The organism is Leifsonia sp. EB41, from assembly GCF_041262565.1.
Taxonomy (GTDB): domain Bacteria; phylum Actinomycetota; class Actinomycetes; order Actinomycetales; family Microbacteriaceae; genus Leifsonia.
In genome coordinates this window covers 3,249,008-3,261,730 of sequence record NZ_JBGCCJ010000001.1, presented here as the reverse complement: position 1 = coordinate 3,261,730, position 12,723 = coordinate 3,249,008, and the positions used below count along the sequence as shown (strand labels likewise).

Annotated in this window: 12 protein-coding genes; 3 read left to right on the top strand and 9 right to left on the bottom strand. The window is 63.3% G+C overall.

Features of this window, described 5'->3' with window-relative positions; translation table 11 throughout:
* Positions 1 to 379: 379 nt before the first annotated feature.
* From ABH923_RS16180 to ABH923_RS16165, 4 genes are all read right to left on the bottom strand, one after another.
* Positions 380 to 2,575: a N,N-dimethylformamidase beta subunit family domain-containing protein gene (locus ABH923_RS16180; protein WP_370056411.1), complete on the bottom strand. Its 2,196-nt coding sequence runs from the start codon at positions 2,573 to 2,575 to the stop codon at positions 380 to 382.
* Positions 2,576 to 2,668: 93 nt separating this feature from the next.
* Positions 2,669 to 3,640: a substrate-binding domain-containing protein gene (locus ABH923_RS16175; protein ID WP_370056410.1), complete on the bottom strand. Its 972-nt coding sequence runs from the start codon at positions 3,638 to 3,640 to the stop codon at positions 2,669 to 2,671.
* A 105-nt stretch (positions 3,641 to 3,745) separates the two neighbouring features.
* Positions 3,746 to 4,813, bottom strand: coding sequence for an ABC transporter permease (locus tag ABH923_RS16170; protein ID WP_370056409.1), 1,068 nt, complete (start codon positions 4,811 to 4,813; stop codon positions 3,746 to 3,748).
* Position 4,814: 1 nt separating this feature from the next.
* A complete protein-coding gene (locus ABH923_RS16165) occupies positions 4,815 to 5,738 on the bottom strand; it encodes an ATP-binding cassette domain-containing protein (protein ID WP_370056408.1) in 924 nt (307 codons plus the stop codon).
* Between the two features lie 331 nt (positions 5,739 to 6,069).
* On the opposite strand from ABH923_RS16165, the gene ABH923_RS16160 reads away from it, so the two are divergent.
* On the top strand, positions 6,070 to 6,600 hold the full coding sequence (locus ABH923_RS16160) for a sugar O-acetyltransferase (RefSeq protein WP_370057381.1): 531 nt from the start codon (positions 6,070 to 6,072) through the stop codon (positions 6,598 to 6,600).
* Positions 6,601 to 6,652: 52 nt separating this feature from the next.
* Positions 6,653 to 7,165 carry a TetR/AcrR family transcriptional regulator gene (locus tag ABH923_RS16155; protein WP_370056407.1) on the top strand — a complete coding sequence of 171 codons (513 nt, stop codon included), beginning with the start codon at positions 6,653 to 6,655 and terminating at the stop codon, positions 7,163 to 7,165.
* A gap of 208 nt (positions 7,166 to 7,373) precedes the next feature.
* Here ABH923_RS16155 and ABH923_RS16150 read toward each other — a convergent pair whose 3' ends face one another.
* The 5 genes from ABH923_RS16150 to ABH923_RS16130 form a co-directional block, all read right to left on the bottom strand.
* A complete protein-coding gene (locus ABH923_RS16150; protein WP_370056406.1) occupies positions 7,374 to 8,141 on the bottom strand; it encodes an SDR family oxidoreductase in 768 nt (255 codons plus the stop codon).
* 31 nt (positions 8,142 to 8,172) lie between these two features.
* Positions 8,173 to 8,868: a triose-phosphate isomerase gene (locus ABH923_RS16145; RefSeq protein ID WP_370056405.1), complete on the bottom strand. Its 696-nt coding sequence runs from the start codon at positions 8,866 to 8,868 to the stop codon at positions 8,173 to 8,175.
* An 8-nt stretch (positions 8,869 to 8,876) separates the two neighbouring features.
* The gene (locus ABH923_RS16140; protein ID WP_370056404.1) at positions 8,877 to 9,641 is read right to left on the bottom strand and encodes a TIM barrel protein; all 765 of its coding nucleotides are present in this window, start codon (positions 9,639 to 9,641) and stop codon (positions 8,877 to 8,879) included.
* A gap of 74 nt (positions 9,642 to 9,715) precedes the next feature.
* The gene (locus ABH923_RS16135) at positions 9,716 to 11,167 is read right to left on the bottom strand and encodes an L-fuculokinase (RefSeq protein WP_370056403.1); all 1,452 of its coding nucleotides are present in this window, start codon (positions 11,165 to 11,167) and stop codon (positions 9,716 to 9,718) included.
* 2 nt (positions 11,168 to 11,169) lie between these two features.
* On the bottom strand, positions 11,170 to 11,640 hold the full coding sequence (locus ABH923_RS16130; RefSeq protein WP_370056402.1) for a YjbQ family protein: 471 nt from the start codon (positions 11,638 to 11,640) through the stop codon (positions 11,170 to 11,172).
* A gap of 148 nt (positions 11,641 to 11,788) precedes the next feature.
* On the opposite strand from ABH923_RS16130, the gene ABH923_RS16125 reads away from it, so the two are divergent.
* Positions 11,789 to 12,694, top strand: coding sequence for a LysR family transcriptional regulator (locus ABH923_RS16125; protein WP_370056401.1), 906 nt, complete (start codon positions 11,789 to 11,791; stop codon positions 12,692 to 12,694).
* The last annotated feature ends 29 nt before the right edge of the window (positions 12,695 to 12,723 follow it).

Here is a 12,723-nt window from a genome sequence, read left to right as displayed (position 1 = left end):
GATCGAGAGCGCGTGGAGGCAGCGCAGTGCCCGGAGGGAGCGGTTGCTAAGTGCAGGGAGCGAAGCGAGTGGAGTCTGCAAATAGCGCGTGGAGGGAACGGAGCCGGTGGAGCTCGCTATGATCGGCTGCCGGATCGGAAAGAAGACTGGCGGAACAGCACGCCGGAGGCGTTCCCTACGACAATGACAGTGCCGCCTCCGTGCGGCTCCTCTTGCCCGGGGCACCGCGGCGTCGAAGTACGGCGAGCGCGGAATCACGACGGCGAAGTCGGCATGGTTTCACGGTGCTTTTAATGAAAATCGGGTTGGCGGCATCCGGCGTCGCGCCAAGCACCGGATGCCACCGCTCGTCCGACTCGATCGGACGCTTGTCAGCGAATCAGCTACCTGCTGTCTTGCGCCGAGGCTCGCGTAAGAACTCGTCGATGACGTTGCCAACCAGAGTGGAAACGTTGTTCGCATAGTCGTTGTGCGACAGCGCGCCGGTGAAACAGATCGACCCGGCACTGAACACGGCACCTCCGCCGTCCGTATAGAAGAGCGTGATGTCCGAACGCACATCGGGACACTCGGTACCTCCGAGACCAGCACGCGAGGCCATGACGTCTTCTCCGGCGAGCTGGTAGTAATCGCTGTGCCCGGTGGATGTCGCAAGCACGTACGCGCGTTCGGGGCTGCCGCGGCCGATGTCGTAACGGTCAATCTCGTCTCCGGCCGCACCATTCATGATGAGCCCGAAGTCGCCGATGATCTCGTCGTCGCCGATGCCCGTAAAAGCAAACGCCACGTTCGGAGTGAAACTGTCAGGCATTCGTTTGTAGCCCGGAGCCTTCCTGTCCCAACCCTGGGCAGTCATCCCCAGACCGGTCAGTTCATTTGGCCACCGACCGCGCAAGCGCCATAACCCGCCCGGTTCGGAGGTAGTGCTATGCGTTCCCTCTCCTGGTGCACCCTCAGACGGTCTGGTACCCACGGCCCCTCGCCGCACCTCGATCAGATGAGGACGGGTCGGGTCCTGGCTCGTAACCCAATAGAAGCCGTTCCCGCCGAGATACATTAGGGCACCTCCGCTGGCCGTGTGGGCGTTGAGTGCGTCCAGGATTGCTTCGCTTACATATTCCGGGTGGCTTCCAGTGATCACCAGATCGTAGGGCTCCAAGAGACGTGAGCCTTGAGCATTCAGATCATGATCGGTTAGGACATCGAACTCACGGTGCTTCTCCGTGAGCCAATCGACCAGGTACAGATCTGCGGAGAGGTGGCGCGGCGCGTCCTGCAACCACGCTCGATAGTCGGGGCGGAGATTCGGAATCGGGCGTAAGTGGGTTGAGTGGACACATGTGCTGCCGTCGGAGTGCACGTCGTAGAGACTCAGTCCCCATTCGGGGTGGCGCGCGAGTTCGCGATCGTAGAAGCCTGGGACGACCGGATGGTCCGTGAGGCTATCGCCCTCGAAGTCCAGCCGGTCGAGCATCCGCTCGTTCGCATATGCGATATAGGTGAACGTGGGAAGCAGAATCGCAGTTCGAGCGCGCGGCGTCGAGTCCGCTGGTAGGACCACAAACGGAACCACGTCGGTCTCGGTCACTGTCGCCAACCGGACGCCGTAGACCCCTGATCGAAGTGAATCCGGCAATGCGATCGAAGCGCTCACTGGCCAGGCGGCATCGTCGAGGTCGTCCTCATGGAAATGGATCGCACCATACTCCTTGGGCGACTTGGTGAAGTCGATTTCCGACCCGCGCCATCGGGATCCAGTCGCCGCCCGCATGGGAGCGTTGACGACGATGCCGTGGTTGCCGTTGCCGCTGGTGTCCTCGCAGTGATTGCTTGCTTGCTCCCGCTCGAAATGCCAGTCTGCGACTGTTCTCGACTCTCCGGATTCGCCGAGCCGTCGGATTATTGGGTTCTCGATCTTGCCGTTGAAGCAGCCCGCCGGTTGCCATTGACCGTCGACCTTCCTGCAGCTGACCGCACCAATGACGACATCTTCGAACTGTGCCTGTCGGTACGTTTTCCCGGAAACCCTGGCGGTGCGAACGACGTCGTTGCTCCGAAGCGCCAGCGTCTGGCATTGAAGGTGAACGTATCCTTCCGAATCCGTGTCGACCCCTATGCGATACCACGCGCGAGGATCCCAATCTACGTCGAGGTCGCAAACAGGCTCGGCCGCGAGGTCGTCTCGGACCGCGAGTCGTCCGGTTTCGCTGATCGTGATAGCCAGAATCGGGCGATGCTCTGCGTCGAGCAGTGTCACGATGCCCTGGGTGCGGCCATTGCGAGGGACCGACGGTTTGATGAGAGCCTCAAGTTCAAGGCCTCGCGCAGCTTGTGGTGTCATCCCAGTGACTACGACGCACGAACCAAGGTGGATCGTGCGCTCGACACCCGGCACACGTACCGTCGGGATCTCCTCGACGAGTTCGGCCTTTGGACCGGGGCCTGCCGGGTTCCTGTCACCGTGGATGAGGCGAATGACTTCCAGTGTCACGTCGCCTGAGTCGGAGCTGACCATGCAATCAATGCTTGAGCCGGCCGAAACAGACAGTTTGTTGAGGTACGAGGTGAGCGTCACGATGTTCCTTCTTCTTCGATCCCGGAGAGGAACTCGCCCCGGGCAGAGGGGGGTTCTGCCCGGAGCGAGCGGGGAGTGCGCACTATTTGCCGATCACCCCGAGCAGGTACCGCTGTACCAAAGCTTCTTTCCGGTGGGTGTGTCCACCTGCTCGGATGTGAGGATCGAGACCGGAGCGTGCACGGTCTTGACCGGCTTTCCGCCGGCCAACTTCTTGGCGATCTGCTGAATCGCGAGCTGCCCCATTGTGAACGGCTGCTGGGCGACCGTTGCCTGCACAGATCCTTCTTCCAGAAGTTTGACGTTGGGGGCACCGGTGTCCCAACTGACCATTTTGACCTTGCCAACCAGGTTGGCGTTTCGGAGTGCGACCGCGGCGCCGGTCGAGTTGAGGAAGTTGGTGGTGTAGATGCCCTTGAGTTCCGGGTACTTGATCAGAAGTGAAGCGGCGTCTGCCTGGATCGCATCCGGTGACAGGTCTGGGTACGACACGTTCACCACTTTGACGTTCGGGTAGTTCTTCAGCTCGTCCTGGAAGCCCTTGATGCGAGCCTGCGTGATCGGGTTGCTGGGCAGGGAACCAATCGCGGCGATCTCTCCAGACCCGCCGATTAGTTCCACCAGGGTTTTGGTGATCTTCTGAGCGCCCTGATAGTGATCGGATGCGATGAACGAGTCATAGAGGCCCGCATCACTTAACTGTGCATCTACGTCGATCACCGTTACACCGTCCTGCTTCGCGTTGCGAAGCGGCAGACCTCCTGCGACGGGGTCGGCTGGCGTGTAGATCAGCGCCTTCGGACTCTTGGTCAGAACGTTCTGGACGATGGTGTTCTGTGACGCCTGGCTCTGGTTTTGCGCCGCTTGCTGCTCTCCGACGGTCATGCCGAGCTTTTTGCCCTCCGTCCGAGCTCCGCACGCGACTTCCTGGTAGTAGGGATCGCCCGCTTCGGGACCAACGATCGAGACCGTGGCGCCCTTGACGGCGTCGGACGAGGTGGCCGCTCCGCCCTGCGACGAACAACCGACGATACTTGTCGCCATCGCAGCCGTGATTGCGACCACGAGTACAGCGCGACTGTGGCGCGTCCTGAGAGTTGATTTCATGGATTCCTCCGTTAGTGATTGCGTTCTTCGGCGCGAAGATCGGGTTGCACGAGGGCGAAGTCGTTAGCCGGCCGATTTGTCGGCGCGACGGCGGCGGCCGCGGCGAACACGGCGCAGACGATCGAGGTACACGGCGCCGATAAGCACAACGCCGGTGACGACTTGCTGCCAGAACGTCTGAAGACCTGCGATGACTAGCCCACTGGCGAGCACAACGGGAATTGCATTGCCCAGTACCGTCCCTGCGATGGAGCCGATACCTCCGAATAGGCTTGCTCCACCTAGGAGGGCAGCAGTAGCCGCGTTCAATGCGTCGAGGGAATGCCCCCCGATATTTGTCGTCCCATATACTGCCAACGAAAGCCAACCAGCGAGACCTGCCAGCATGCCGGAAATGATGTAGATCCCGGCGAGATGGGAACGGACTCGGATGCCCGCACGTACGGCCGCTTCCTTGTTGGAACCGATAGCGAACGTGTGACGTCCGAATGCGGTGTAGTGCAGCGCGATGCCAGCGACCAGGGCCACGACGCCGGCGGCGATCACCACCCACGGGACCCCGAACAGCCTTCCCACTCCAAAATCCATCATGACGGCCGGGACATTGTTGAGGTCCTGGCCGCCCGTCACGACCTGTGCCAGACCGAGCGCCGCGCCCAATGTGCCGAGTGTCACGATGATCGGATTTAGATCTGCGTATGCCACAAGGGCACCATTGATCGCTCCCACAAGCGCGCCGACCAGAACGGCCACGCCAAAGCCCAGTAGAGCCGCGCCCCACCCCTGCCCGCCCACAGCTCGCATGACCACGACGCTGACGACGCCAGAGAACACAAGGACAGATCCGACAGAGAGGTCGAAGCCCGCGGTGATGATGACGTAAGCCACACCGATGGCCAGGATCAGGATGATCGAACCCGCCAGCGCCATGTTTCGGATGTTCTGTGCCGACAGGAACGCCGGACCGTTGATGAGTTCGAAGATCACAAGGAGCGCGATCAGGGCTGTTGTGACCACGAAGAGGGGATGCTGGGTCGCGGACGAGAAGCGATTCTTCGTCCCGATGGGCGTTGATCCACTCGTGCGCTCCACCGACTGCTCACGAGTTGTTTGCGTATTGACGGAAGCCAACTCAGTCTCCTGCCGAAAGTGTGGTGGGTTCCTGCTGAGCGCTTGCGTGAGCGTTAGCTCCGCTGCCGCCTGTCATAGCTGCCACGAGGTTTTCGAGGGTCGCTTCCGCCCGACTGAATCGGGCGACGCGTTCGCCGAGCCGGAGCACTTCGATCCGATCCGCCACGCTGAGTACGTCCGTCATGTTGTGGGTGATGAGGACTACCGCGAGGCCGTGATCCGCGACCCTTCGGACCATGTCCAGAACGCCTTTGGTTTGAACTACGCCAAGCGCTGCCGTGGGCTCGTCGAGAATGACAACGCTCTTCGCCCAGCTGACCGCTTTCGCCACAGCGACGCCCTGGCGCTGTCCACCGGACATCTCGCGCACAGACCCGCGCTTGGTGTCCACGCGAAGCCCCAGTCGTTCGAAGTCGGCCGAGGCGGATGCAATCATCTTTTTGTTGTCGAGGAAGCCGAGTCGCCCGAGCAACCCTCTCCTTCGCAATTCGCGGCCCAGGAATAGATTCTGGACGGGGCCCAGATCGGGAGCGAGCGCCAGGTCCTGATACACGGTTTCAATACCGACCGTTTGTGCGTCAGTCGGCGCAGCAGCGCGGAACGGATTCCCGGCGACGTAGAGCTCTCCGGAGTCCGGCATCATCGATCCCGAAAGGATCTTGACAAGGGTCGACTTACCGGCGCCATTGTCACCGATCAGGGCGGTTACCTCGCCTGCTCGACACTCGAAGTCCGCTCCTCGGAGCGCCTGGACCTGCCCGTACGCTACGCGTATTTCGCGTGCCTGGAGGGCTACCGGCGCCTCGGTTCGCTCGGCGGAGATCACGTCGATCGCCCGGATCGAACACAGGTCATCCGGATAAATCGCTCGTGCGGACATGCGGACTGAATTTCGGTCGTTTGCAAACTGCTTGCCTTTCGTCATTGAAGGACGGGCCGTGGACGCCCGAGCGGGTAACTTGAGCTTGGCTCGCTCCATTGCCGACCGGAATGACGGAACACCAATGGGCTAATAAGCGTGGCTTATGAGTACGTGCGGCGGCTTCGACGCGCGAATCGCACCGAAACCAACTGCCTACCTGCCGGCCGCCCGGGCATTCTCGCGCAAACCGGCGAAAGAAGAGCCGAGATCGATATAGACACTGCAGGGTCGTCGTCGGAAGTTCTTGTGCGGCGGTCAAAGCTAATACAACTCGAGTTGTACGATCGTACATGTGCCGGAAATCGAAGATGGCGAGAAGTCGCAGCGCGAGAAGATGCTTTCAGGCGAGTGGTATGTCTGGAATGATCCCGAGATCGAGGCCGATGCACGGCGAGCACGAGGACTCGCTGCCCGGTTCCAGGCCGCCTTCGCAGAAGGTGCAGACACAAGTTCGATCCTGGGCCGATTGCTTGGCTCAGTCGGTGAAGGCGTCGAGGTTCGACCGCCGTTGACGGTGGACCTTGGCTACAACATCTCTGTCGGAGCCCGGACCTTCGTCAACTATGGTCTGGTCGCTCTCGATATCGCCGCCATAGATATCGGGGAGGACTGTCAGATCGGCCCGAATGTGCAGCTACTTACACCTATTCACCCCCTCGACTCTGAGCAGCGTCGAAACAAGCTCGAAGCCGCCCGACCGATCACTATTGGCCACAATGTCTGGCTCGGGGGCGGCGTCATCGTCTGTCCTGGGGTGGCGATCGGCGACAACTCTGTCATCGGCGCAGGAGCGGTCGTCACCCGTAACATCCCTGCGAACGTCGTGGCGGTCGGCAATCCCGCGCGAGTGATCCGAAGCGTGTGACCTCGTGGGAGCAATTACGGGGAGGCGCGAACAGATTATCGAAGCCTGTCTCGTGGTGATCGCTCGTGACGGGGTGATGGGAACGTCGCATCGCAAGGTGGCCGCAGAAGCACGTGTTCCGCTCGGGTCGATGACGTACTACTTCAACGGAATGCGTGACCTTCTTCACTGCGCTTTTGAAGACTTCGCGGCGCGCACCGGAGCTCGTCTTGAGAAGAGCCTCGCGCGGGTGACCGGCACTGAAGAAGTCACCAACGAGATCGTCAACGTCATCATGAACGCAATCGGCAACACCCAGGACGAGTTGGTACTGACTCAGGAGTTATACACGCTTGCAGCTCGAGACCCGAACTTCCGAGACATTACAGACGACTGGATGGCGCGCAGTCGGACGGCGCTGGAACGGCACTTCGACTCGGCACTCGCCCGTGACGTCGACGCCCTCATCGAGGGCCTGAGCATCCACGGAGCGTTGGCCAAGAAGCGGCCGGACCGATCGTCTGTCAAAGCCAGCTTGTATCGGCTTGTGGGGTATCCAAGCCAGAGTCCTTCGACTTCCACCTAAGCAACAACATCGAGTCCAGCATTGCGTCAGCAGGCTTCGTGTTTCGGTTCTCTGTCCTTGCATTTCGGACGGATACCTTTGCCGCTGCGATTGCGACGAGCACGTGCATTTATGCCCTCCTTATCTTCGGTCTCCGGTCGCGGGCCGGCAGCCATGGCCACGACGGCCGGCCCGCGACGATCACGGTATCTGCGCGTTGCACGCACTCTCAGACCGCGGTGTAGCCGCCGTCGATCACGATCTGCTGGCCGGTCAGGTAGCTCGACGCGTTCGATGCCAAGAACGTGACCAGACCGGTCAAGTCCTCGGGCGTCGCCATACGGCCCTGAGGAATACGGGAGATCCAGTCCGCTTCGAGTTCCGGCTCGCGGTCGATGATCTGCTGGGTCAGATCGGTCAGCACATAGCCGGGGGCGATCGAGTTGACCCTGATGTCCGAGGCTGCCCACTCAACGGCGAGCGACTTGGCGAGATGCGCCACAGCAGCCTTCGACGAGTTGTACGATGCGGCCCACTGTGGAACGTTGACGATCTCGCCCGACATCGACGAGATTAGAATGGCGCTGCCCGGCAGGTCGGAGGTGAGCAGCCCGCGCCCGAACGCCTGAGCCGAGAAGAACGTGCCGGTCAGGTTGACGTCGATCACCTTCCGCCAGGCCCCCGCGGAGACGTCGATCGAATCGCCGTTGATCTCGATCCCGGCTGCGGTGAGTAGCACCTGCGGGACGCTCAACCGCTCGGCGATCATCTCGAAGGCCGCGTTTGTCGCATCCTGGTCTGTGACGTCCAAGCGCTGTCCGTAAGCGCGGACGCTGTATTCGTCGCCGATCTTCCGGGCGGACTCCTCGACCGTGTCGAGAAGATCCAGCAGTGCGATGTCGGCGCCTTCCGCGGCGAGCGACCGCGCGACAGCGTAGCCGATCCCCCGTGCTCCGCCCGTGATGACGGCGGTCTTGCCGGAGAGGTTCGTGTCCATGTGTGATTCCTTCGTTGGTTGTCGGTTGTGATCAGAGATGGGCGGTCGTGCGGGCGTCGTCCCAGCCGGCGCGGGCCGCCGCGATGAAATGCGCGGCGGCGACGAGCGGATCCTGGGCCAAGAGGACACCGCTCGTCGAGCCTGTACCGTCGGCACCGGCCGCCATGATTCCCCGCGCGACGAGCGGAGAGGAGACGCCTCCTGCGTGCATCGCTAGCACGCGTGCGTCGACGCGGTGCATCTCCTCGGTGAGCGGCCGGACCCAGTCGCGCTCGGCTCCACCGATCGTCCCGATGAGGTCCGGCGGCTCGATGAGCACAGCCGACGGCGCCAGAGCGGTGAAGGCCAAAGCGGCGCTCTCAGTTCCCGCGCACACGATTGTCTCCAGCCCGGTCTCCTGGGCGCGATCGACAGTTGCGGCCAGAGTCGCGGCGTCCAACGGGTCGGCATCGTGATTGAGCATCACGCCGACCGCGCCCGCGTCGAGTAGCCCCTCCGCGGTGACCCGGCCGAATGACGCGCCGAGCCGATCGGGGTCCATGCTCTGGCCGAAAACGAGGACGCCGGTGTCGAGCTCGGCGATGGGTGCGACCATCACGTTCGGGACGGTGATCACGACCGCGACGCCGAACTCCCGGCCGGCTTCTCCGGCCGCCCGGGCCAGGTCTTCCAGCTCCGGGCGACGCAGGAGGTTCTTCGGCCCGATCTCGAAGAAGGGTGCGGTCAACAGTGCACTCATCTGTTAAGGAGCTTCCGCAGCCGGTCGGCGGTGGCCGGAAGACTCACCGCCGGGTCGCCCTCGGTGGAGCACTCGAGGTTCAGGTAACCGCTGTAGCCGACATCATGCAGCGCGTCGAACACCGAAAGCCAGTCGAGGTGGCCGTGACCGGGGAGAAGCCGATTGCTATCGCCTAGGTGGACATGGACGATCTGGTCCCCCGCCTTGCGCAGCGACCGCGCGGGATCAGCCTCCTCAATCGACATGTGGAAGAGGTCGGGAAGCAGGCCCGCATTTGGATGGGCGACCTGCTCGATGATGCGCAGGTTGTCCTCCACCCGGTTCAGGTAACGGCTCTCGTAGCGGTTGATCGGTTCGAGGAGGACACGCGCTTCGCTGCCCTCCACCCGACCGAGCATCTCGAGATAGAAGGTCACGAAGGCGTCGTGCTGGGCGGGGCTCAGCTGCTGGAAGGGGTCGAAGAGGGGCAGTGGATTTTGCGCGCCGTATTCGAACTCGATCTCGGTGACGGCACCGAGATCGGCGCAGACTTCGGCGGTCTCGAGGTACATGGCCCGGCACCGTGCTTGCAACTCGGGGTCGGCGGACATGGCGTTCCCGTACACGTCGTCCACCAGGACGAACTCGACAGGGCGGATCCCTGTCCGGGCCTCGAGCGCGAACAGCTCGTCGCGCGCGGCGGCGCCCCACGTCTCGAGCGGCTGGAAGACTGCGATGGCGTCATAGCCCCAGTCCCTCAGCAGGTCGGCCTTGTCCGTCAACGTCTCACCCGGAACCATCGGGGATGAGCAGCACAACTTCATCGTTCGTTTCTCTACTTTCTCGTCGTTCGTGATCAGCGCTCGAACAGCCGACGCAGGTAGTCACCGAAGCGCTCGTAGCGTTCGTCGCGTCGTGCGTCCCGGGACGGCCTGTACCGGAGAGGCGGCGGCACCTCGATTCCGGCGTCCCGAAAATCACTCACCGCGCCGCCGGCGGCCAGTGCGAGGACCGCCGCACCACGGCAAGTGGCCTCCAGTTCATCGGGCACCACGACGTCCACGCCGCAGACGTCCGCCTTCAGCTGGTTCCAGAACGGGGACGCGGCGCCTCCCCCTGTGGAGACGATCTCCTGCGGTGCGTCGGAGTCGAAGTACTCGACGTTGCGTCGGAGCAGGTGCGCGATCCCCTCCTCGACGGCGTACGCCAGATCGAGGGCGTCGTGACCGAGATCGAGATCGAGAAAGGCGCCCTTGGCGTGCGGGAAGTAGTCGGGCGGGTTGACCCCTGTCAGGTACGGCAGGAAAATCGGCGGGTTCCGGTGGTCCCGAGACGCGAGCAGGCTCTCCAGCTCGGGGTAGGGCATTCCGCCGAGTCCCTGGACACGGAACCAGTCGAGCGCCGCTCCGCCGCCGTCGACGCCGTTGAAGAGCACCGTGTCGCCTGGCCTGAGGCCTGCGTGGAAGGACACCTTACGCTCGGGGTCAAAGCGCCAGTCGCTCGCCAGCGCGGAGAGCGACAGCACCGTGCCGGCCGACTCGCTGACGCTGCCGTGGACATACGACCCGGTTCCGACCATCGCGCAGAAGTGGTCCAAGCCGCCGATGTTGACCCTGTAGCGCACGGCCGGCGGGAGACGCTCGGCGACCCCTTCCAGGACGGCGCCCAGCTCGGTCCCGGCGGCGACTACGCGCGGGAGGCTCCCGGCGGGCACCGCGCAGAAGTCGATCATCGCGTCCCAGTACGAGCCGTTTTGGACATCCCAAAGGTACGAGAACCCTCGCGTGGAGACGTCACCGGCGAACCCACCGGTCAGCCGGTAGGCGATGTAGTCCTTGATCATAAGGACCGACCGCGTTGCCGCCAGCGTATGCGGCTCGTGACGGCGCAGCCAGCGGAGTTTCGCCGCGGGCCAGGTTGCGGTCGGGAATGGCTCTCCCGTGACGGCGAAGGCCGCGTCGGCGCCGAAGCGCTCCTCTAGCTCGGAGGCCTCCGCGACAGCCCTGTCGTCCAGCCATGACAGCCCGGGGCGGACCGGATTACCATCGCGATCCAGGAGCACCAGGGACTCAGCCTGCCCGGTCAGGGCGATCACCGCCTCGTCGTGACCCGTGGGATCGGCCGCTGCAGCACATCGGCCTATGAGCTCGATAACGGTGTCGAAGAGCTGTACCGGGTCGAACTCCACGCGCACACCATCCCGCGCGTAGGCGGCGGGCGCGGAGGCTGTGGCCAGCCGACGGAGCCCTCCGTCGTACAGCACGACCTTGAGGTTGGTCGTGCCGATGTCAACCGCGTAGACGAGCATCGTCAGCCCGCGACGAGCTGGAAGTGGATCGTGCGCGTCCGGGGCCGCACGGAGTCGAGGTCGCCAAAGTACACCCTGCCGAACTCGCCGAGGACGAGGAGGCCGTCGACGATTGGGATGGTCTCCGAACGCCCAAGGATGGACGAGATGATGTGGCCGTCCGTGTTCAGTCCCCATTCGGGCAGCTCGTCGCGTAGCTCGCCCGCGTTGCGGATGTGAATGGGTCCGGGATGCAGGTATTGGCCCTCGTGACGCGTCGGAGGGGCGATCTTCGCGAAGACGTTGAGCGTGTCCTGGAGCAGCAGCTGGGTGCCGTAATAGGTCGTATCCTCGGACTCCTCCTGGAGGATCACGCAGCAACTCGTGTGGGGCGAGTAGACCACGACGATGCCGTCGCTAACACCCTCGGCCGCTACGAAGTCCTCCAGTTGCGCGGTGACGTCGAAGAACTCCTGCCGAGCGGGGGTTTCCACCGTGATCGATCGACTCTGACTGCGCATGCTTCTACCTGCTCTCGTTCGTGCAGCGACTAGAGCTTCAGTCTGCGATCGCGCGTTATCCCGGCGGAAACTGCTAGTTACAATGACCACATAACGAGGGCTTATCAATCGAAGGAGTGACGTGAGGTCCTTCCCGGACGTTAATCTGAGATCGCTTCGCTACTTCGAGGCCCTCGGAACCGAGTTGAACTACCGGCGTGCCGCGGAACGGCTCTTCATCACGCAGCCGGCGCTGTCGGCGGCAATCCAGAACCTGGAGCGCGTCATTGGCGACCGTCTGTTCGATCGCGACACCCGTTCCGTCACGCTCACGGCAACCGGTCGTGAGTGGCTGCCGCACGTGCGCGCGGCGCTCGCGGGAGTGGACGCCGCGCTGGAAGCCGTGGCGCTCCTAGTGGACTACGGTCACGTCCGGCTCGGCTACCTCATTGGGACTGGTGCGGACCTGCTGTTCCAGTTGCTGGACGGTATCGACACCGCATTCCCGGAAATCACTGTCGAGACGATCGAGTACGACTTCTCCGACCCCACGGCGGGACTGGCGTCGGGCGCCACCGATATCGCCCTGCTGCGTCCGCCGGTCGACGTGCCGGACATGCAGCTGGCGATTGTCGCGGAAGAGTCCTGGGTGGCGTGCCTGCCGCGGTCGCACCGGCTGGCCGGGCGCGAAGAGCTCCAGATCGAGGAGCTCCTCGACGAACCGATCGTTGTGGCGCCTAAGTCCGCTGGACGGTGGCGCGAGTACTGGTACGCGGCCGACGCACGAGGCGGCAGGGAGCCGCAGATCGCGGCCGAGGCCGCGACCTACGAGGCGGAGGCGACGCTGGTCTCGCGCGGGGTCGGCGTGAGCTTCACGACGTCGTCGATGGTCCGCCTTTACGACCGCCCAGGAATCCAATTCGTCCCGATCACGGATCGGCCGGTCAGCTACACGGCGATCGCGTGGCGGCCCGAGCGCCTCACCACCCCGGCTCGCAGGCTGGTCGAGCACATGACCAGCACCTCGCGGCCCAGGTCGCGGGACTGATCGGTTCGGTTTATCACTCCATAACCGCT